The 20,565-nt window shown below is 45.6% G+C and carries 20 protein-coding genes; 6 read left to right on the top strand and 14 right to left on the bottom strand.

What is annotated here, in order from left to right; translation table 11 throughout:
* Positions 1–3: 3 nt before the first annotated feature.
* Genes pepP through Pas1_RS08315 form a run of 3 tightly spaced genes read right to left on the bottom strand, consistent with a single transcriptional unit; the run spans position 4 to position 3,045 of the window.
* The gene (gene pepP / locus Pas1_RS08325; RefSeq protein ID WP_112295006.1) at positions 4–1,347 is read right to left on the bottom strand and encodes a Xaa-Pro aminopeptidase; all 1,344 of its coding nucleotides are present in this window, start codon (positions 1,345–1,347) and stop codon (positions 4–6) included.
* Positions 1,334–2,056: an N-acetylmuramate alpha-1-phosphate uridylyltransferase MurU gene (gene murU, locus Pas1_RS08320; protein ID WP_112295005.1), complete on the bottom strand. Its 723-nt coding sequence runs from the start codon at positions 2,054–2,056 to the stop codon at positions 1,334–1,336. Before murU ends, pepP begins: the two co-directional genes overlap by 14 nt.
* The gene (locus Pas1_RS08315) at positions 2,053–3,045 is read right to left on the bottom strand and encodes an aminoglycoside phosphotransferase family protein (RefSeq protein ID WP_112295004.1); all 993 of its coding nucleotides are present in this window, start codon (positions 3,043–3,045) and stop codon (positions 2,053–2,055) included. Before Pas1_RS08315 ends, murU begins: the two co-directional genes overlap by 4 nt.
* A gap of 32 nt (positions 3,046–3,077) precedes the next feature.
* On the opposite strand from Pas1_RS08315, the gene Pas1_RS08310 reads away from it, so the two are divergent.
* From Pas1_RS08310 to rsmA, 4 genes are read left to right on the top strand one after another with little or no spacing between them, the layout of a single operon-like run.
* A complete protein-coding gene (locus Pas1_RS08310) occupies positions 3,078–5,600 on the top strand; it encodes an LPS-assembly protein LptD (RefSeq protein ID WP_112295003.1) in 2,523 nt (840 codons plus the stop codon).
* Positions 5,597–7,102 carry a peptidylprolyl isomerase gene (locus Pas1_RS08305; RefSeq protein WP_112295002.1) on the top strand — a complete coding sequence of 502 codons (1,506 nt, stop codon included), beginning with the start codon at positions 5,597–5,599 and terminating at the stop codon, positions 7,100–7,102. The genes Pas1_RS08310 and Pas1_RS08305 overlap by 4 nt, the downstream gene beginning before the upstream one ends.
* Positions 7,080–8,084: a 4-hydroxythreonine-4-phosphate dehydrogenase PdxA gene (pdxA, locus tag Pas1_RS08300; protein WP_112295001.1), complete on the top strand. Its 1,005-nt coding sequence runs from the start codon at positions 7,080–7,082 to the stop codon at positions 8,082–8,084. Before Pas1_RS08305 ends, pdxA begins: the two co-directional genes overlap by 23 nt.
* Positions 8,085–8,873 carry a 16S rRNA (adenine(1518)-N(6)/adenine(1519)-N(6))-dimethyltransferase RsmA gene (gene rsmA / locus Pas1_RS08295; RefSeq protein ID WP_112295000.1) on the top strand — a complete coding sequence of 263 codons (789 nt, stop codon included), beginning with the start codon at positions 8,085–8,087 and terminating at the stop codon, positions 8,871–8,873.
* On the opposite strand, the gene Pas1_RS08290 is transcribed toward rsmA, so the two are convergent.
* The 9 genes from Pas1_RS08290 to Pas1_RS08250 are packed head-to-tail and all read right to left on the bottom strand — an operon-like array spanning position 8,870 to position 18,773.
* A complete protein-coding gene (locus Pas1_RS08290) occupies positions 8,870–9,601 on the bottom strand; it encodes a lysophospholipid acyltransferase family protein (RefSeq protein WP_112205882.1) in 732 nt (243 codons plus the stop codon). The two genes, rsmA and Pas1_RS08290, sit on opposite strands and share 4 nt — an antisense overlap.
* 5 nt (positions 9,602–9,606) lie before the next feature.
* Positions 9,607–10,179, bottom strand: coding sequence for a D-glycero-beta-D-manno-heptose 1,7-bisphosphate 7-phosphatase (gene gmhB, locus Pas1_RS08285; RefSeq protein ID WP_112205346.1), 573 nt, complete (start codon positions 10,177–10,179; stop codon positions 9,607–9,609).
* Positions 10,176–12,314 (bottom strand): glycine--tRNA ligase subunit beta, encoded by a 2,139-nt coding sequence (glyS, locus tag Pas1_RS08280; RefSeq protein WP_112294999.1) that lies wholly within the window; start codon positions 12,312–12,314, stop codon positions 10,176–10,178. Before glyS ends, gmhB begins: the two co-directional genes overlap by 4 nt.
* Positions 12,311–13,198, bottom strand: a complete 888-nt coding sequence (gene glyQ / locus Pas1_RS08275) for a glycine--tRNA ligase subunit alpha (RefSeq protein ID WP_112205342.1) — start codon at positions 13,196–13,198, stop codon at positions 12,311–12,313. Before glyQ ends, glyS begins: the two co-directional genes overlap by 4 nt.
* A 49-nt stretch (positions 13,199–13,247) precedes the next feature.
* On the bottom strand, positions 13,248–14,771 hold the full coding sequence (gene lnt, locus Pas1_RS08270) for an apolipoprotein N-acyltransferase (protein ID WP_225971610.1): 1,524 nt from the start codon (positions 14,769–14,771) through the stop codon (positions 13,248–13,250).
* On the bottom strand, positions 14,768–15,613 hold the full coding sequence (locus tag Pas1_RS08265; RefSeq protein ID WP_112205340.1) for an HlyC/CorC family transporter: 846 nt from the start codon (positions 15,611–15,613) through the stop codon (positions 14,768–14,770). The genes lnt and Pas1_RS08265 overlap by 4 nt, the downstream gene beginning before the upstream one ends.
* Positions 15,614–15,657: 44 nt before the next feature.
* Positions 15,658–16,116 carry an rRNA maturation RNase YbeY gene (gene ybeY / locus Pas1_RS08260; protein WP_112205338.1) on the bottom strand — a complete coding sequence of 153 codons (459 nt, stop codon included), beginning with the start codon at positions 16,114–16,116 and terminating at the stop codon, positions 15,658–15,660.
* Entirely contained in the window at positions 16,106–17,452 is a 1,347-nt protein-coding gene (gene miaB / locus Pas1_RS08255; protein ID WP_112205336.1) for a tRNA (N6-isopentenyl adenosine(37)-C2)-methylthiotransferase MiaB, read from the bottom strand. The genes ybeY and miaB overlap by 11 nt, the downstream gene beginning before the upstream one ends.
* A gap of 58 nt (positions 17,453–17,510) precedes the next feature.
* Positions 17,511–18,773, bottom strand: a complete 1,263-nt coding sequence (locus Pas1_RS08250; protein WP_112294998.1) for a putative Na+/H+ antiporter — start codon at positions 18,771–18,773, stop codon at positions 17,511–17,513.
* 74 nt (positions 18,774–18,847) lie between these two features.
* On the opposite strand from Pas1_RS08250, the gene Pas1_RS08245 reads away from it, so the two are divergent.
* Complete coding sequence (locus Pas1_RS08245; protein ID WP_225971609.1) at positions 18,848–19,240, top strand: OsmC family protein; 393 nt, start codon at positions 18,848–18,850, stop codon at positions 19,238–19,240.
* 28 nt (positions 19,241–19,268) lie between these two features.
* Here the strand turns inward: Pas1_RS08245 and Pas1_RS08240 are convergent, their stop codons facing one another.
* Together Pas1_RS08240 and Pas1_RS08235 are read right to left on the bottom strand one after the other, a co-directional pair.
* Positions 19,269–19,556: a glycine zipper domain-containing protein gene (locus Pas1_RS08240; RefSeq protein WP_112205332.1), complete on the bottom strand. Its 288-nt coding sequence runs from the start codon at positions 19,554–19,556 to the stop codon at positions 19,269–19,271.
* Between the two features lie 26 nt (positions 19,557–19,582).
* Positions 19,583–19,945, bottom strand: coding sequence for a Rap1a/Tai family immunity protein (locus Pas1_RS08235; protein ID WP_112294997.1), 363 nt, complete (start codon positions 19,943–19,945; stop codon positions 19,583–19,585).
* A gap of 89 nt (positions 19,946–20,034) precedes the next feature.
* Here Pas1_RS08235 and Pas1_RS08230 point away from each other — a divergent pair, with 89 nt between their 5' ends.
* On the top strand, positions 20,035–20,559 hold the full coding sequence (locus Pas1_RS08230; RefSeq protein ID WP_112205328.1) for a gamma carbonic anhydrase family protein: 525 nt from the start codon (positions 20,035–20,037) through the stop codon (positions 20,557–20,559).
* The last annotated feature ends 6 nt before the right edge of the window (positions 20,560–20,565 follow it).

Raw genomic sequence — 20,565 nt, 5'->3', positions numbered from 1 at the left:
CGATTATTTGCGCATAAGGGCTTCGATTTCTTCGGCCTTTACAGGCACTCCACGAGAAATCAATTCGCAGCCGGATGCAGTGACAAGCGCATCATCTTCAATCCGGATGCCAATATTCCAGAAGGATTCAGGAATATCTTCAGCCGGCCTGACGTAGAGACCGGGCTCAATAGTAAGAGCCATATTAGGCTGAAGAATCCGCCAAGGTTTATCAGTTTGAGTACTGGCCTCCCTATAGGAGCCCACATCATGGACATCCATGCCCAACCAATGGGAAGTGCGGTGCATATAAAAGCGACGATAGGCGCCGGTTTCGATGGCATTTTCTAGAGAGCCTAATTCAGCGAGCTTGAGCAGTTTTTCATCAAGCAATCCTTGCGTTAATACTTTGACAGCAGCCTCATGTGGCTGAATAAAAGTATTGCCAGGACGGGTATGCACAATCGCTGCTTCTTGTGCCTGCAAGGTGATGTCATACAGGGCACGTTGTGGGCCGGTAAATTTTCCGTTTACAGGGAAAGTGCGGGTAATGTCAGAAGCATAGCTATCGAGTTCACAGCCTGCGTCAATCAAACATAAATCACCGTCTTGTAATACCGAATTACCAGCGCGGTAATGCAGAATGCAGGCATTCGGACCAGTAGCTACGATGCTGTTGTATGCCACGCTTTGCGAGCCGTGATAACGAAATTCGTGCAGTAATTCTGCTTCAAGTTGATATTCGTGCATGCCAGGTCTACAGGCTTGCATTGCGCGAATATGGGCGCGTGCAGAAATTGCTGCTGCCCGTTTCATGATATCAATCTCATGCACATCTTTGAATAAACGCATTTCATGAATCAAGGCATCAACATCATGAAACTGGGTCGGTGGATTAATGCCTGAGCGACTTTGCTTGCGTACTTGCTCCATCCAATTTCTCAGACGGCGATCATCTTCAGTGCTTTGGGCTAGGCGAAGATACACAGCGTCATTTTGACTTAATAGTTCACCAAGTTTTGTATCTAACTCCAGATTACTGTAGGCAAAATCGACACCCAGGAATGCTGGTGCCGCATCAGGCCCCAGTCGAATACCATCCCAAATTTCGCGTTCAATATCTTTTGGGCGACAAAACAGGTGCGACTGGAATGACTTGCCTTCCGCTACGAGAACCAATGTTGCACCAGGCTCTTCAAAGCCAGTGAGATAAAAGAAATCACTGTCATGACGATAAGGGAATTCACTATCCCGATTGCGAGCTACTTCTGGTGCAGTTGAAATGATTGCGATACCGCCACCCGTTTTAGATCGGATCTGCTCTGAGAGTTTTAATCTACGAGATTGATAAATTTCAGGTTGATGCATATGTCACATTAAGCTCTTGTAAACGTTGAGGTGTACCGACATCGTGCCACGGTCCGAGATATTTTTCACCGAGCACCTGTTTTTTATACATAGCCTCCTTCAAGAGTGGGGCTAATTTAGCCGATGCCCCGCTTTTGAGATGGGCAAACAGACCCTGATGGTAGATGCCGATGCCAGAAAAGGTGAGTTTTTCAGCTTTGGGCGAAGAGATATCTTGAACTGACCCCTCGAGTAAATAAAAGTCTCCATTGGGATGCTGAGTGGGGTTGGGCACCATCACCAGATAAGCCAGGGGCTTTGCAGGATTGGCCCGGAGTTTCGGTATTTGCTCCAACAGAGACGCAATTGGGAAGTTGGGGCAGAAAACATCTCCATTGATGACGAGTACATAGTCGGTTGGCTTGAGAAGATCCAGTGCTTTATGAATACCCCCCGCCGTCTCTAATGCGGTACCTTCCCGAGAATAATCAATCTGAAGATTAAATTGGCTGCCATCACCCAGGGCATCTTCAATCTTTTCACCAAGCCAGGCGTGATTGATTACCACTTTCTTGATGCTAGCCTGACTAAGTGAAATGAGATGTCTCTCTAATAAAGATTGATTACCAATTTTGAGAAGGGGCTTAGGCAGCTCATCTGTGAGGGGGCGCATACGCTCACCTCTGCCTGCGGCAAGTAAAAGACAGGGCAGCGAAGAAGAATTGCTCATCTGCGAGTAGATTCCAAAAGGCGGGCTAATGGCTTTAGCTCGATGTAGCGATTGGCGGTTGCAATGGCATATTCCAAAACAAGGGGAATATCTTTTAAATAACCCTCTTTACCATCGCGATGAAATAGTCTGGCAAAGATACCCAGTATTTTGAGATGGCGTTGTAGACCCATCCATTCAAAATCACGATAAAACTCACCGAAATCTTCTGGCATAGGAAGCCCGGCCTTTTTTCCATCCTCCCAAAAGCGGATCACCCAGTCCAACACTTGCTCTTCAGGCCATGCAATATAGGCATCACGCCAAAGTGATGCAGCATCATAGGTAATCGGACCATATACTGCGTCCTGAAAATCGATGACGCCAGGATTATTGTGTTCGGTAAGCATTAGATTACGTGAATGGAAATCACGATGTACGTAGACTTTTGCTTGGGCTAAATTATTATGAATGATGCAGTCAAAAGCATCTTTGATGAGCTGCTCTTGTTTTGTATCTAATTGAATACTTAGATGCTTGTTCAAATACCATTCTGGAAAGAGTTGGAGTTCACGAAGCAAAAGTGCCGCATCATAATTCGGAAGAACACCTGGCTTACTAGCCAATTGCATTTTAATTAGCGCCTGAGTTGCATCTTGATAAAGCCAATTTGCTGTTTCAGAATTGAGTTCAGCTAGATAGGTTTTAGTACCTAAATCATTGAGCAAAAGAAAGCCCTCAGCAATATTCTTTTCTAATATTTTGGGGACATTCAGACCGGCATTTTCTAGCAACAAATCCACTTTAATAAAGTCGTCTAAGGGCTCATGTTGAGGCGGGGCGTCCATGACGATTAAGGTCTCAAAATGGGGGGTTTTGGACCCAATCCGGAAATACCTCCGAAAACTGGCATCAGCCGAAGCGGGCGCCAAGCTGGCAAGATCTAATTGCCAGTTAGGCTCTAGGCCTTTTAGCCATTTGCGCAGGGTGTCTAAGCGTGTGTCGGTCATGTCGATTCGTATAATAAGGCGGGTCAAGATCCATGAGTCATTATCGCCGTCGCGCCGGCCTTTGCGCCCCTCTTTTTTGTGAGCTAACCCTGCGCGTTTTGATGGGGCTAGCTTTACTTGGATTGGCCGCTCAATCGAGCGCTCAAGCCCCCCCTCCATTACCCCTCACTTCACAGTCTTCCGTTGGCTCCATTTTAATTCCCGATCGGGGTGATGTCACCGTTCTGAAGTTAGACGATCAATTGAGAGTAGGGCAAGCTATTGCAGACGGTAAGGCGCTCACATTTACATCGAGTGATGAGATTGATGGTGTAGTTGAGCGAGATATGCACTTGATTGGTCGCGCACAAATGCGTCGTAACGGCGCAGTCATGAAAGCGGATGAAATTACTTATGACCCAGATAGTGATGTGGCAACTTTAAATGGCCATGCAGAAGTAATTAAAGGGAATACTTCCTTCAAGGGACCCAATGCACGTTTTAATGTGGATGCACGCGAAGGCGAAATGGAGTTACCCAATTACGAGTTACGAGACACTCGTGCCAATGGTAAGGCTAAAAAATTAACGGTACAAAGTGCCGATGTATTCGTTTTTGATAACGCAACCTATACAACCTGTAACCCAGAAAATCTTGATTGGTATTTCACGGCTAGCAAAATTGAAATCGATAACGAACAGAAAGAAATGACTGGCACCAATGGGGTGATGCATTTCTTTGATGTACCAATTGCTTACATTCCTTACTTTACTGTCCCCACTTCAGGCCAACGACGCTCTGGTTTGCTTGCTCCTGTTGCGGGCTACAACTCAAATAATGGTTTTGATGTCACACAGCCGTATTATGTCAATATCGCGCCCAATCGAGATCTTCTATTGCTGCCGAGGGTAATGGGGCAGCGTGGAACCCAATTAGGCGCTCAATATCGTTTTTTAGATAAGGATTACTCAGGCACTTTGGGCGGAGACTATCTGCCATACGATCGGAAAACAGGGACAGATCGTTGGCGTTATGACTGGCAACAGAGGGAAAACTTTAGTGGCGCCTTGGGCCCAAATGGTATGCCTTTACCTGGAGCTTGGACAGGTTACGCCAACGTGGCACGAGTTTCGGATAATTTATACCCAACCGATTTTTCACAAAGTCTTGCAGGGGCAGTTACTAGCCAGTTTCGTCAAGAAGTTGGTACCAATAAACAGCTCACTGATAGCTTGAGTAATTGGAATGTCTCTGCGCGCGCTTTGACTTTCCAGACGCTCCAACCAGACCCAACGAATATTGTGCAGTCTCCCTACAATATTTTGCCTAATGTAACGGCTACATATAGCAATCGCTTAACGCCCACTGCAACAGATGTGAGTGGTAAATACCTTACCTTGCCAAGTGGTCCTGCTACTACTTTTTCTACGGATTACACTCGCTTTGCATATAACATCGGCGCAAATTTAGCAGCCACTGCGCCTGGTGTTTACAGCCAAGCAGACCGAACGATCATCAAGGGTGCCATGGCTTTGCCGCAGGTGACACCGGGTTACTACATCACACCGAAAGTCAGTTTTCAATCTAACACCTATAACGCAACTGCTTTTAACAACAGCACTGTAGCGCCTGCTCAAGGGTTTGTATTACCCACTTTTAGTTTGGACTCGGGTGTGGCTTACGAACGCGATGCGGCAGAGCTGAAAAGTTTTTTTGGCAGAGATATGCTGTTAACTATGGAGCCCCGCGCATTCTACGTATACACGCCTTATCAGGATCAAACTAATACGCCCCTGTTCGATACTGCAGATGGTGGCTTCGGCCTCATTCAGATTTTTAGTGAAAATAACTTTATCGGTAACGACCGTATTGCAGACAATAATAAATTGACTGGGGGTGTGACGAGCCGCATGATTGAAGCCAATACAGGTGCCGAAAGAGCCTCAGTAACGCTCGCCCAACGTCAGCAATTCACTGCACAACGGGTGGGCTTGAACGGCACAATTGCCAATACTTCAACATACCAAGATACCTTAGGGTCTGCATCTGTTCGATTGCTGGGTAATTTGAGTGTTGATGCATTTGGAGACTATAACGCCCAGCTCAATCAGTTTGTGCAAACTACTGCGGGGACTAGTTGGCGCCCTACGCCAGGAAGAAGTTTAAATATTGGCTACCGTAATGTGTACACACCTCCTGTCCAGGCTTCCGCGCAAAATAATCAGGCATACACACCCGGTGCGACAACTACTAATCAATATAATATTTCTGGACAATGGCCGCTCACGCGGGAGCTCTCGGTTTTAGGGCGTTGGGGTTACGATGCTTTGGCAGGAAAAACCCTCAATTCCTTAGCTGCTCTAGAATGGACTCGGGATTGCTGGACCTTCCGTGGCGCTTATTCTCAGGTAGTCAATACATCCCAAATTATGACAACTCAGGTGCTCTTTCAGGTTGAATTTAGGGGCTTTGCCAGCGCAGGTAGCAACCCAGTTGATATCATGAAGCTAAACGTACCTGGATATATGCCAACTTCAAAGCCTATACCACCTTCAATATATGAGAATTATCAATGACGCATCACAGAATTAAACCCAAGCATGTCCTCTTTGCGACAATTTTTTCGGGATTCGCTTTGCTATCAATTGCTTCGGATGCTCAAACTACTGGCACATCTAAAAAAGGTGCTGGCAATGTTGAAAGCCCTAGTAGTGTTAGTTCTGATAGCAAGGTTCGAGATATTGATGGCGTTGCTGCGGTTGTGAATACTGGATTTATTACCCGCAAAGAAATCGATGATCGTATTTTGACCTTACAAAAACAGGGTGCAAAATTACCTTCAGATGTAGTTGCTTTGAGAAAAGCAATTTTAGAGCGTCTCATTATTGAAAAAGTACAGCTTCAAGAAGCTGAGCAAGATGGGATAACAGTAAGCGAAAAAGAGCTTACGAGAATTGTTGATGACATTGTCACAAGAAATAAAACGACTCTTGCAGAATTCAAGGCTAAGGTTATCGCATCTGGTATGAGTTATGAGCGTTATAAGGACATGTTACGCAACGACATTATGATGAGTCGTTATCGCGAGCGTGAAGTTGAATCAAAGATTAAAATTTCTGAAGCAGAGATTGATAACTTTATTACTGAGCAATCAAGAGCCAGGGGTGGCGCTGTCAGGCCGACAGCAAATACTTCTTCAGCAGTTGGTGGTGTGGAAGAAATCGATATTGCTCAAATTTTTATCCCAGTAGACGCCAACGCAGGGGCTGGTGCTCAGGCTGAGGCCAAGAAAAAAGCAGAAAGCTTATTAAAAGATGCGCGTGGTGATGTAGATTTTCTTCAGCTTGGTGAAATGGCTGCCAAAGAGAATCCTAAAATTAAGTTTCAAGAGTTAGGTTATCGGACCCCAGATCGCCTGCCCCAACTTTTCTACGAGGCTGTTAGAAATATTGGCGGCGGTCAAGTTGCTAACAATGTGGTCAAAAGCCCTGCGGGATTCCATGTTTTGAAAGTACTCGATCGTCGGTCTGGAGGCAGCCCTCAACCACAGCAAGCTTCTACTCAAGCTCCAGCCCAAGAAGCAACAACTTCAGGAGCCCCCCAAAATATTGCAATCACCCAAACTTTATCTCGACATATCTTGCTGAAGAATCGCGCAGGCTTAAGTGATCAGGATGCTGAAAGACGTTTAGCTGGTTATCGCGCACAAGTTGTTGCTAAAACAGCTGACTTTGGTGAGCTTGCAAAAAAATACTCTGAGGATGGATCTGCAGCAAATGGTGGCAATCTGGGTTGGATGGGTCCTGGAGAATTGGTGCCTGAGTTTGAACAGGCTATGAACCGTTTACAGATTGGCGAAGTCAGCCCACCGGTTAAAACAGAATTTGGTTGGCACTTGATTCAGGCCCTTGAGCGACGCCAGGCTGAACTAACTACTGAGAAACAGCGTGAGTTTGCAAAAGCTGCGATTCGTCAGAAAAAATTCGAGCAGGCATATCAGGATTGGCTCCGTCAATTACGTGATTCTGCGACTGTAAAGATTTTGAACGTCGAAGATGCAGCTACCGGCAATCGTTAAGTTAGTCATTACAACGGGGGAGCCCTCTGGCATCGGTCCTGAGGTTTCCTTGGCTGCTGCAGCTCGCCTGCTTAAAGAGCAAGTCAATCTGGAAGTCACTCTCGTAGGGTGTAGCGACCTTTTAACAGTATCAGATACACTCGATCCCACCATACGCGATCGCCTGCATGTCCATCATGTTTCACTGGCTGAACCCGTTCGCTCTGGTGAATTAAATCCAGCAAATGCTTCCTACGTTTTAAATACATTAGATTTTGCAATCGATGGTTGTTTGGAGGGACGATTTGATGCGATGGTCACTGCACCTCTCCAAAAGAGCATTATTAATCTGGCGGGAACTCCTTTTACTGGACATACGGAATATCTAGCGGAGCGCTGTGGAGTAAAGCGCGTCGTGATGATGTTATGTGCTGAGCTTCCTGCCGGAACCTTGGGCATGGACAATACTCAGCAGTTCAGAGTTGCTTTAGCAACGACCCACTTACCATTACAAGCGGTTTCATCTGCTTTAAGCTGTAATGACCTTTTTGAAACGATTCAAATTATTGATCATGATTTACGTTCCAAATTTGGCATTGCACAACCTCAGATTCGGGTTGCAGGCTTAAATCCCCATGCGGGAGAGGCTGGCTACCTTGGTAGAGAAGAGCTAGATCAAATAATCCCTGCGATTAATCTGGCGCGTGACTCAGGGATTGCAGTATCAGGCCCTTATCCTGGAGATACGATGTTTGATGTTCGTGTGCTTGATAAAACAGATGTCTTTTTAGCGATGTACCATGATCAGGGTTTAGCCCCATTCAAGTTTGTCAGTTTTGCTAGTGGTGTCAATGTCACTCTAGGCTTACCGATTATTCGCACTTCAGTAGATCATGGCACAGCCCTAGATATTGCTGGCAAAGGTCTAGCCGATCATCGCAGCATGTTAGAGGCATTACGCTTGGCCTATGCACTTGCATCGCATCACAACAGTTTGGTATAGATGCATCGCGCCCGTAAACGATTTGGCCAAAACTTTTTGCATGATAACGGCATCATTTACGCAATCGTTGCCCTGATTAATCCCGCAGCAGACATGCATATTATTGAAATTGGACCAGGTTTAGGTGCCTTAACACGTCCCTTATTGGCAAATTTGGAGTATCTAGATCTGCTAGAAATTGATCGCGACTTAGTCGCCTATTGGCAGCAGCAAAATCTACAGGGACTCAATGTCATTGAGGGGGATGCACTTCAGTTTGATTTTTCTGAATGGGCCAAGCAGCGAGCCTCACATCAGGGTCAATGCAAGGTCGTTGGAAACCTACCTTACAACATCTCTTCCCCACTCTTATTTCATTTGGTATCAGCAGCGAGGCAAATTGATGAGCAAGTATTTATGTTGCAAGCAGAAGTGGTGGAGAGAATGGTTGCTCCAGCGGGTAGCTCAGACTTTAGTCGCCTATCTGTCATGCTGCAGGCTCGTTACCATATGGAGCAAGTCCTAGAAGTTCCCCCTGAAGCTTTTGAACCGCAGCCCAAGGTGAATTCTGCGGTAGTCAGAATGATTCCGCGTGCAGACTTTGATTTAAGTGCGCAAGAGTGGAGCGCTTTAGAGACAATAGTCGCTTCAGCCTTTGCGCAGAGGCGCAAAATGCTGCGTACCAATTTACAGACTTATGCTAATTGTTTAAGTCTGAGCGAGGAAGAGCTCAAGTCTAGAGCGCAAGACATTACGGTAGATCGCTATATTTCTTGGGCTAAATTATTAGCTAATGCAAGCTCGGCTTAGTAAGCGCTCGGATCTATTTTTCTCATCTCGGCTTCAATCCAGCCCTCGACCTCTTGATGCAGTTGGTCACCAGACTTTCCAGCTGAAGCAATGGCAGGGCCAATCGAGAAAATCACAGTGCCGGGGTATTTCATGAAGCTATTACGTGGCCAAAACCGCCCAGCATTGTGGGCAATAGGAATGACAGTTGCCCCTGTAGCGCTTGCAAGGCGAGCCCCGCCTTTGCGGTAGGGCTTATGGGAACCAACTGGCGTTCTAGTCCCCTCAGGGAACATTAAAATCCATTTACCTTCACTTAAGCGTTTACGGCCTTGGCTTGCCACAGAGAGTGCTGCCGTTTCTTTACTTGCGCGATTAATATGAATCATTTTGAGAAGTGCTAAAGCCCAACCAAAAAATGGAATCCACAAGAGCTCACGCTTGAAGACAAAGCAAAGTTGTTTGGGTAATAAGGCAATATAAGCAATTGTCTCGTACGCGGATTGGTGCTTGCTTAACACCACTACTGGTTGATCTAGGGCAGCTTGCATGTTCTCCATGCCACGAATCTCAAAATGAATGCCACACAGATGCTTGAGAACTTGAATGACTACTTTGTTCCAAAAACCGATGAAGCGATAACGATTCTCTGGATTAAGAAAAGGAAAAACCAGTATGCAAAGCACGGACCAAATCGGTGTAAAGACCAATAAGAAAAGAGTGAATAGAGTTGAGCGTATAAAAGTCATCATCTTTACGCCATGCCATTAAGAAAGCTATTGGCAAAAGCAAGTAGGTCTTGGTGAATTTCTGTTCCTTCAGGTAGATCTCCTGAGGCTAAGGTCTTTTGGCCCTTACCGGTCAGAACCAGATGGGGTGAGGCACCCAAGGCCACACCAGCTTGTAGGTCACGCAGGGAGTCGCCCACTACGGGCACACCCTCTAATGGTTTTTGATGCTGGTTTCTGTGATATCGCAGAGCAATTTCTTTCATCATTCCAGGGGCAGGTTTGCGACAGTCACAGGCATGCGCATCGGTATGAGGGCAAAAGAAAATACTGTCAATGTGACCACCCAAAGGTTTGAGTAGATTAGCCATTTTGCTATGCATGCCGTGTAAATCATTAATACTAAAAAATCCACGCGCTAAGCCAGACTGATTGGTTGCAATCGCAATTTGATAACCTGCTTGATTAAGGAGGGCGATAGCTTCTAAGCTGCCTGGTAGGGGAGCCCATTCTTCAATAGATTTAACGTAATCATCACGATCTTCGTTTATTACGCCATCGCGGTCGAGAATAATCAGTTTAGAAGAGCTAGTGCTCATGCTAATTTGCCGAGATCCGCAACTAAATTCATTTTCTGGTGAAGTTCTTGCAAAAGGGCAAGGCGGTTATCGCGTAACTTCGGATCAGGATCCATCACCATCACGTCAGCGAAGAACTGGTCGATCGGCTCACTCAAAGCAACTAATGCTTTTAATAGCCCAACAAATTCATATTTTGCATAAGCCGAGTCTAGAGTGGGTTTAAGCATCTCCAGAGCTTGATATAAGGCAATCTCTGCAGGGACCTGCAAAAGGTTTACTGAGCAGGCTTTAGGAATAGCAGTAGTGGTCTTTTTCAGAATATTGCTAATACGCTTGTTGGCAGCGGCTAGCTGGCTTGCTTGAGATAGTTCATTGAACTCTCGTAGGGCAGAGAGGCGTGCAATGATGTCATTGATTTGCTCAGGCGCCTGGCTTAAGACGGCCTCAATTTCTGGGCTGGTAAAGGGTTTTCCGGAAAGCGCTTGATCGCGAAGATAAGCACGCAATCGATCCAGTATGAATTCATTGATTGCGGCAACTTGAGCCTTTTCTTGAACTTCTTTTTGGGGAAACTGTCGGCGCGCTAATTCAATCAAAGCTGGCAGACTCAGTGGCAGATTTTTTTCTAGAAGCAAGCGGCAAATACCGAGGGCATTGCGGCGTAAGGCATAAGGGTCTTTATCGCCTGTTGGCGCGAGCCCTACACCCCATATCCCGACTAAGGTTTCTAGCTTGTCAGCAATAGCCAGGATAGTTCCAGTTTGAGTGTTAGGCAAAGTATCACCAGCAAAGCGTGGCATATAGTGTTCACTGCAAGCTGCTGCTACTTCATCATTTTCTTTGTCTAAAGTTGCATAGTAGCGACCCATGATGCCCTGCAGTTCTGGGAATTCACCCACCATATCGGTCAGTAAATCGGTTTTAGCAATCTCAGCTGCTCTAGAAGCAAATATTTCGTTCCAGCCGAGTAATTTAGCTATACCTAGTGAAATTGCTTGAACCCGCTTGCTGCGATCGAGTTGATTGCCTAATTGATTGTGATACACCACTCTGGCAAGATCATTTACTCGCGAGACTAAGGAGCGCTTTTGATCTTGCTGAAAAAAGAAGCGTGCATCAGATAAGCGAGGACGCACCACGCGCTCATTGCCTGAAATGATCGCTTCAGGCTGATCAGTTTGAATATTGGAAACAATTAAGAAGCGGTTTCTGAGCTTGCCTTGTTTGTCAGTTAATGCAAAATATTTTTGATTGGTTTGCATCGTCAGAATCAAACATTCTTGTGGAACTTCTAAGAACTCTGCATCAAAGTGGCACTCGTAAATTGCTGGCCACTCAACTAAGGCTGTCACTTCATCAAGAAGGCTTTCTGGCATCAGAACGAGATCATTACCTGCGGCCTTAAGAAGCCCAGCCTCAATTTGTTGGCGACGTTTTGTAAAGCTCGGAACAATTTTGCCTTCACTCTCCAGGGCAGATTCGTATTGATCTGCGCTTTCAATCTGCAAGACTCCGGGCGCTAAAAAGCGGTGACCTTGGGTTTGTTTACCTGAATCTATGCCGAGGGCGCTGATATGCAGTGGAGTATTGCCATATAAAGCCACAATGCGATGCACTGGGCGGGCAAATTGAACATCGACTAATTCACCATTAGCGCGTGTGACTTGGTAATGCATCATCTTAGCGACTGGCAATTTGTTCAAGCTTTGCTCAACTACTTGTTGAACGGTTGGCTCAAGAGCGGCGCCTTTTGCAACTACATTTAAATAGAGTGCCTCATTTTTCCCTTCACCAGACTTTTCTAGGTTTGCAAGATCAATATCGGCATATCCTAGGCTAGCCAGTTTCTTCAGTAGGGGGGCAGTGGCTTGACCTTGCGTATCGTAGGCAATTGAGCTGGGAAGTAATTTTTCCCGCACTGGATAGTCAGGTGCATGATTAAGTACTTCAGTGATGTGGACTGCTAAACGTCGTGGAGTTGCAAAGCCAGTAACTGTAGATTGTTCACTCAATAGGTTTGCAGCTTTTAGGGAGTTCGCAACACCTTCGCTAAAAGCTTCACCTAAGCGGCGCAAAGATTTAGGAGGCAACTCTTCTGTAAATACCTCTAGCAAGAGGCTGGCTGAAGTCGAGTCAGTATTGAGTGTACTCATGATTTAGCCAAGCTATGTTGACACATTGGGAAACCTAATTGCTCACGTGAGTCGTAATAGGCCTGAGCTACTGCGCGAGATAGATTCCGAATTCGACCGATATAGGCTGCCCGCTCAGTAACCGAGATGGCTCCGCGTGCGTCCAGCAAATTAAAAGTATGGGCCGCTTTGAGCACCATCTCATAAGCGGGTAAGGCTAAAGGTACTTCCATTAAGCGTTTTGCTTCACTCTCGAAATTGCTGAAGTTTGCAAAAAGTAAATCGGTATTGGAGTGTTCAAAGTTGTAACAGGACTGCTCGACTTCATTTTGGTGATACACATCACCATAAGAAATACCGTCCGCCCAAACAAGATCAAAAACATTAGAGCAATTCTGAATGTACATTGCCAGACGCTCAATACCGTAAGTAATTTCTCCAAGAACAGGTTTGCAATCTAAGCCACCTACTTGCTGGAAGTAAGTAAATTGTGTGACTTCCATACCGTTTAGCCATACTTCCCAACCAAGACCCCAAGCGCCGAGGGTTGGATTTTCCCAATCATCCTCTACGAAGCGCACATCATTTTCTTTGAGGTCTAAACCGAGTGCAGCTAGTGAGCCTAAATAGAGCTCCAGGATGTTGGCTGGTGCTGGCTTGAGAACCACTTGATACTGGTAATAGTGTTGCAAGCGATTGGGGTTCTCTCCATAGCGTCCATCTTTAGGGCGGCGGGAGGGTTGAACATACGCAGCTTTCCAAGGCTCAGGACCAATTGCTCTTAGGAAGGTGGCTGTGTGCGATGTGCCTGCACCAACTTCAAGGTCGATAGGCTGCAAAAGGGCGCAACCTTGTTGGTCCCAATACTCTTGAAGTTTAAGAATGATTTGCTGAAATGTAAGCATGTTTAACCTAGCTAAGCCATTGATTTTACATGGCGAAGCTGGGTAATTGCTAAAACCGTCTTTGACGAATGATACCCATCAACAGGAACAGGAAAGAGATGGTCAAAATTGGAGCATTACCCAGAATGACATAAGGCGTTTTACCGGCGTAGGGCTGAACCGAGCCAATTAAAGAGGTTTGCGTAAATTTAGGCAATTGCTCAATCACTTGCCCATCCGGTCCAAGAATTGCAGTAATCCCAGTATTCGTAGCGCGTAGGGCAGGCAGACCTGCTTCTAGGGAGCGCAGTTGCGAAAGTCTGAGTTGTTGACCGGGGGCTTGTGAATCACCAAACCATGCCAGATTGGTGATATTAATTAAGAGATTGGTTGGTTCGTCACTATGCCGAAGACGCTTAGCGAGTTCACCACCAAATACATCCTCGTAGCAAATGGTAATCGCCGCAAACAAAGGGCCCTTTCCTTCTCTCACAATCATGAAGGGTGGCTGACTCATGGAGCCACGGGAGAAATCACTTAAGGGAACATTAAAAGCGTTTACAAACCAATGAAATCCAGGAGGAATAAATTCACCGAAGGGAACGAGATGAGATTTATCGTATTGATAAGGCAGGGCATTGCTATTCAGTCCAAGTGCACGATTCGAGAACTCTCTACCATCTTCAGGATTAATGCGTCGACCGATGATGCCAAAAAGCAAGGTGTTGTGATGTTGGTTGACACTTTCCTGTAAAGACTCGAGTGTGCCGCTAGGTAAATTGATATCAGGCCAGGAGAGCGCAGTTTCAGGAGCAATGACTAATTCTGCGGAAGAGCGCTTCATCACATTCGAGTAATAGTCAATTTGTTGCATGACGCCTTCAGGTCTAAAGATAAGACTCTGTGAAAAATTGCCTTGTACAAGTTCAATACTTAAGGGTGATCCAGTGGGCTTGGTAAAACTCCATAAGCCCATGATTTGTACAAAAATTATTACGAGTGCAACGGGGGCAATACTCCGCACAATGTGTTTACGTACATGCAAGAGTTGCCACGAGCTCCACACCGCCAAGAAGGTGCAGGCGAGACCGCCGAGGTAAGGCGCTATTAGCCCAAACGGACCATTGACTTGGGCCTCTGCCAAGCCTAGCCAAGGAAAGCCGGTGAGAAAAAAACCACGCAGACATTCAATCAAGACCCAACTGGCTGCCAGGAAGCATCCAGTGTAAAAAGAATCTTTCTTAAAGAAATGCAGTGGCAGGCTAGCTAAAGCAAAAAAGACTGCGGTGTATGTGGAAAGTAAAACTACTGCGGTACACGAGAGCAAAAAATTCATTTTTCCAACATCGTGGAGGCTGATGTAGATCCAAGAGAGACCTACTACAAAGTAGCCTAAACCAAACATTAAGCCAGCCAGCAAAAAATGCTTGAGCGATGCGTGCTTAAACTGAAGTAGGCCCCACCAAACTAAAGTGAGAATGGGAATTTGAATCCATCCGCCATAAGGTAGCTCAGCTGAGTAGGCGAGTATTGCGCCAAATAAGACGAGCGTTAGAAATCGGGTTGGATTTTTCAAAGCAGAATGCAAGCTCAATCAGATGTGGATTGCTTATTAATTTGTCTTGCTAACAAAATATGAATCTGTCTTGGGTCGGCGCGCTGAATCTCAAATTCTATATTCCCGAGTTTGATTAACTCACCAATTTTTGGAACGCGACCTAGGTGTTGAATGACTAGCCCAGCAACCGTATCAATATCTTCTTCAGCAAAATGGCTTCCTACAGCTTCATTAAATTGTTCAAGCTCAGTAATACCTTTGACTCGGATATCACCATTATCTAAGGCGATGATGTTGTCAGCCTCTTCGTCTATGTCATGCTCATCTTCGATGTCACCCACAATTTGCTCGAGTACGTCCTCAATCGTGATGATGCCAGCTACACCACTGTATTCATCCACTACGATCGCTAAGTGATTTCGATTATCTTTAAAATCTCGTAGCAAAACACTCAGTCGTTTTGACTCGGGAATAAACACAGCAGGCCTTAGCCAATCGCGTACCTGAAAATCTTTTTCACTCGCATTGCGGAGCAGGTCTTTGGCAAGTAAGGTGCCAATGATATTGTCTCGGCTACCCTCAAATACGGGGAAGCGGGAATGGGCCGCAGTAATGACGTTCTGAATAATTTCTGCCAAAGGAAGATTGATATCAATCCAATCAATTTGGGCACGAGGAACCAAAATATCGCGCGCACAGAGTTGCCCTACCTGGAAAACGCCTTCAATCATCGATAAGGCATCAGCATCGATCAAGCCCTCAGACTGCGCTTCTCGTAGCGTAAGGATTAATTCTTGACGACGCTCTGTGCTGCTGGTGGGCGCGGGGCTAAGAAAGGCAGTTAAGCGTTCCAGTAATGATTTATTGGGGTCGGGCATGGTGCAAGAATAGCTCAGAAATAGATGAAATCGGTGACGAGGGATTACTGTGGGGTGTAAGGGTTGGCAAAACCAAGCTCTTTGAGGAGTTTGATCTCAAGCGCTTCCATTTTTTCGGCTTGCTTGGGAATGCCATGATCATGGCCTTGGGCATGTAAGCAGCCGTGAATGATGAGGTGGGCAAGATGTGACTTCATGTCCTTACCTTGCTCTTTAGCTTCTTTTTGAATGACGGGGACACACAAGATGATATCGGCATTCAGGCTGGCTTTATCTAAAGCATAGGGAAAGGTGAGGACATTGGTCGGCTTATCTTTTTTTCGATAAGCTGCATTCATCTTTTTAGCTTCAGCTGCATTCACAAAGCGAATTGTAATGAGGCCTACTTTATTAGTAGTCGCCTTGATCCATTTTTTTATAAGGCTATTGGATGCGATCTGATTAATTGCTGATTCGATTGCTGGACTTGCGAATTGAAGATCGATTTGAAGTTTAGTGGACATAGGATTCAATCAATTCACCGCGCAAGGTGTAATTCAATACTTCGGTAATTTTGACATCGATCATTTTTCCAATCCAGTTATCACTATTTTGATCTGGTACTTCAAGATGAATGATGCGATTATTTGCAGAACGCCCTTGAAGATTAACGCCATCTTTAGCAAGCCCCTCAACCAAAATGGTTTCGGTATTACCAAGCATGGCCTGACTAATTTTTTCGCCCTGTGAGTCAATTAGAGCCAACAGAGTTTGTAAGCGTCTTAGTTTGATCTCATAGGGCGTGTCATCAGTCAAATTGGCAGCAGGCGTGCCAGGTCGAGGGCTGAAGATAAAGCAGAAACTATTATCAAATTGGAGTTCTTCAACCATTTTGAGTAGCTTATTAAAGTCCTCATCGGTTTCACCTGGGAATCCAACGATGAAGTCGCTGGAGAGCGTTAGGTCAGGTCTGACAGCCCGCATTTTACGAATGATGCTTTTGTATTCTAAGGCGGTATAGCCGCGCTTCATGGCAGACAGAACAGAATCAGAAGCATGCTGAACGGGCAAATGCAAATGGCTTACTAGCTTAGGTACTTTTGCATAGACATCAATTAAGCGTTGCGTAAATTCTTTTGGATGGCTCGTTGTAAAGCGAATCCGCTCAACCCCCGGAATTTCAGCAACATATTCAATCAGTAAAGCAAAGTCAGCTAACTCACCACTTTCACTCATTTTGCCAAGATAGGCATTCACATTTTGTCCCAGTAAAACAATTTCTTTAATACCTTGTGCCGCTAAACCTGCTACTTCGGTCAAAACATCATCAAGCGGGCGCGAGACTTCTTCACCTCGGGTATAGGGCACTACGCAATAACTGCAATACTTTGAGCAACCCTCCATGATCGATACATATGCAGAGCCGCGTGTTTTTCGTGAGGTCGGCAAGTGATCAAATTTTTCAATTTCTGGAAAAGAAATATCGACTTGAGGCCTACCCGTTTGATGGCGCTGCGCAATCAGATCGGGGAGACGATGCAGTGTTTGAGGGCCAAAGACAACATCCACATAGGGTGCCCGATTGATAATTTGTTGGCCTTCTTGACTCGCAACACAACCACCTACTCCAATCAGTAAATTGGGTTTACGTTTTTTGAGTTCTCGTAATCGGCCGAGGTCAGAGAATACCTTGTCTTCTGCTTTTTCACGAATCGAGCAGGTGTTCAAAAGTACAACATCTGCGTCTTCGGGTGTGTCGGTGATCGTCATGCCCTCATCAGCATGGAGGATGTCAGCCATCTTGTCAGAGTCGTACTCATTCATTTGACAGCCAAAGGTTTTGATATAGAGCTTCTTCATATGCCGTTCTCAGGTTTATAACTGGGGGCGAAGCACTAATTTTACGGGATTGTGCAGATCAGAGGAATCGATAAGCCAGGATCGTTACTAGGGTTGGCGGAATGGCCGCCAAGAGCAGCATGCCAGCAGAAACGGCGGCATTCGGAAAATAGGGCCGCAAAATGGCTAATCCAGCGGGGTTGGGGGCATTCGCGATAACGGTGAGGCCGCCACCAGCAACTGCACCGCCGACTAAGGCTAGCTTAAATTCTAGGGAAGTGCCTGTAACTAGAGAGCCTAAATAGGTCAGAGCAGCATTGTCGGTCAAAGCAGTCAGCCCCAAGGCACCATAAAAGACTGCGGTTGGACTCATATTCTGCAAAATTGGTTGTAGCCACCATTCTTGTAGTCCACCTAGAACAATTAAGCCGGCCAAGAAGAAGCCTACCAATAAGGCCTCTCTCAGAATGAGGGGGCTTTGGTGCTTGGGGTATGCGGTGGTGTAGCCAATGAAAAATAATAACAACCACATAAAGATCACTGGATCATGTGCAAAAACGACAACACCTACTAAAAATAAAAGATGAACCAAGGTCACTGTGAGTGGTGTTTTATCAGGACGTGTTTCTGATTGTGGCTCAACAAATTCTTTTCTTAACAAGAGAGTGATGAGCAATGCGTTAATCAAAATCGCAATGCAAGATTCGATACCAAAATGACTCATCATGAAGGCGCTATCCCAATTCCAGGTTGAAGCCACCATGAGTACGGGGGGCGCAGCAAAGTTTGTCAGGGTGCCGCCAATTGAGATATTCACAAACAATACCCCCAGAGTTCCAAAGAGCATGAGCTTGGAACAAGAGTGGCGATACACCAGATCTCTCAATAAAAAAGCCGCCAAGGTCATTGCAGCAGCTTCTGTAATAAATGAACCGAGTACAGGTGTAATGCTCAGAGTTAAAAAATATAAAGTGGGCGTCGACTTAGTTCTCAAAACAGTTTGGAGAATTTTGCCAATAGCATGCAAGATGTGAGTCACAAAGTTGAGGATGGGCTTACTGCCGGCAACAACCATGATGGCAAAAACGAAGAGAGCTTCGGTGAAGTTTCTGGAGCTAGCGTAATGTCTGGCTATCTCTAAATTATCAACCAGGGCCAGAAAAACAATGAGGATGGCAGCCCAGAAACCAAAGACGATTTCAACTTCGCCTAGCAGGTGCCAAAGGCCTGCATGCCTTCGGTGACTCTTGGCTAAAGCCTCAAAATAAGAGGTGCTAAAAGTATGCAATACTGCAAGCGCAAAAATAGTACTAGCGCCGATTTCGGTCAGAGTGAAGTTCATACCGGCATAGTATCAGTAGATGTTTATCGGTAAATAACCTTCAGAATTAGTCGAAATTAAATAAAGAGAATGTCATGATCAGAAATGCACAGTCCCAGTTCGGAGTAGGCCCTTTTCAACAAAAGATTACGGTTGGAAATTTTCAATTGTTGGCTGATATCGAGGAGGCTTCAGGCGGAGCTAATACCGGACCTTCCCCGCATGAGTACTTGGCTGCTGCTTTGGCTTCTTGCACGAGCATGACCCTCAAAATGTATGCCGGTCGTAAGGCTATGAACTTAACTAATGCAATCGTCACTGTGCATATTGAGCGCGAGGATGATATTGAAAAATTTAACCGCGACATTCAATTATTTGGCGAGTTAAAGGAAGAGGAAAAACAGCGTCTCTTGGAGATTGCTAATAAATGCCCAATTCATAAAGCACTTACAGGTGAGATCCAAATAAAAACCCAGCTGGTCAATTAAACCAAGCTGGGTTTGGAGGCAAACTGATTCAGTTTGGAGCGGTAGATGTTGAGCCGCTCTTACCAGCTTTGTAGCCAGCGTTGTATTCTGAAGCCTGTTCTTTCTTATAGGCGTCATAGACATAGCCTGAAGCAGCGCCAACCGCAGCACCACCAACAGCACCCCAAATCGGATTGCCATGAAGTAATGCTGTTCCAGCGGCGCCTGCTGCCGCACCAATTCCTGCTCCAGACAAGGTGCGTTGTTCCGTATTACTCATATTGGAGCAAGCTGTAATAGCGAATGCAGTAACAAGGAGGGCGATCATTTTTTTCATATAACTACTCCTAAGATTGAATAGATTTATTGTTTAGCACAAGGAAAGCGTACTGCCAAAAAGCCCAGAACGGTTCCGGCGGCAGGCTTGTCTGCAGATTGAGGGTTGGCTTCGACCCACTTCACAAAATCCCCAATGACCTCGTCACGTTTTGGGGCAGGTTGTTTAACACAAATAAACGGTTTAGCTTTTTGAGGATGTCGTGTAGCTAAATAAGTGTCATAAATCGCTGTGGTGTAGCCGATACAGAAACTACGAGATTCTGGGCTAGCAGGTAATTTACATGCGGTAACTAATTCTTGAGTGCTTAGAACTGGAACTTTTTCATCGGCGTATGCATTGCCAACCAAGCTGACTAGGATACTGAGAGCCATTAATATTTTTTTCATATAACTCCTTTGGACATTGATAGATAAGTATCAGTATATGATTCTTATAGTAAAAATAGCGACGCACTAGGGTAATCCTATAATGGCTTATGGCTATATTTGAACTGGATGGCATTGCTCCCGCATTAGCGAAGGGCGTATGGGTTGCCGAGAGCGCCGAGGTCATCGGTCGCGTAGAGCTTCATGAAAACGTGAGCATTTGGCCTCAGGTAGTCATTCGAGGTGATAACGATCTGATTCAAATTGGTGAAGGTAGCAATGTTCAGGACTCTTCGGTATTGCATACCGATCCTGGCTTTGAACTCTTGATTGGTAAGCATGTCACTGTAGGTCATAAGGTGATGTTGCATGGTTGCCAGATTGGCGATGGCAGCCTAATTGGTATTGGTGCCGTAATTTTGAATGGCGCCAAGATTGGTAAGCATTGCTTAGTTGGTGCAGGCGCTCTCGTCACCGAAGGGAAAGAGTTTCCAGATGGTTCAATGATTTTAGGCTCACCTGCCAAAGTTGTGAAAATGCTCGATGCTGAGCAAATGCAAAAGATCGAAGAAATTGCTGGACGGTATGTCAGCAATGCGCAGCGTTACCTTAAGACTCTCAAGCCTATTACCTAATTAGGT

The sequence above is a fragment of the Polynucleobacter paneuropaeus genome, assembly GCF_003261235.1.
GTDB lineage: Bacteria > Pseudomonadota > Gammaproteobacteria > Burkholderiales > Burkholderiaceae > Polynucleobacter > Polynucleobacter paneuropaeus.
The sequence above is the reverse complement of the archived record's forward strand: the minus strand, read 5'-3'. Positions and strand labels throughout refer to the sequence as shown.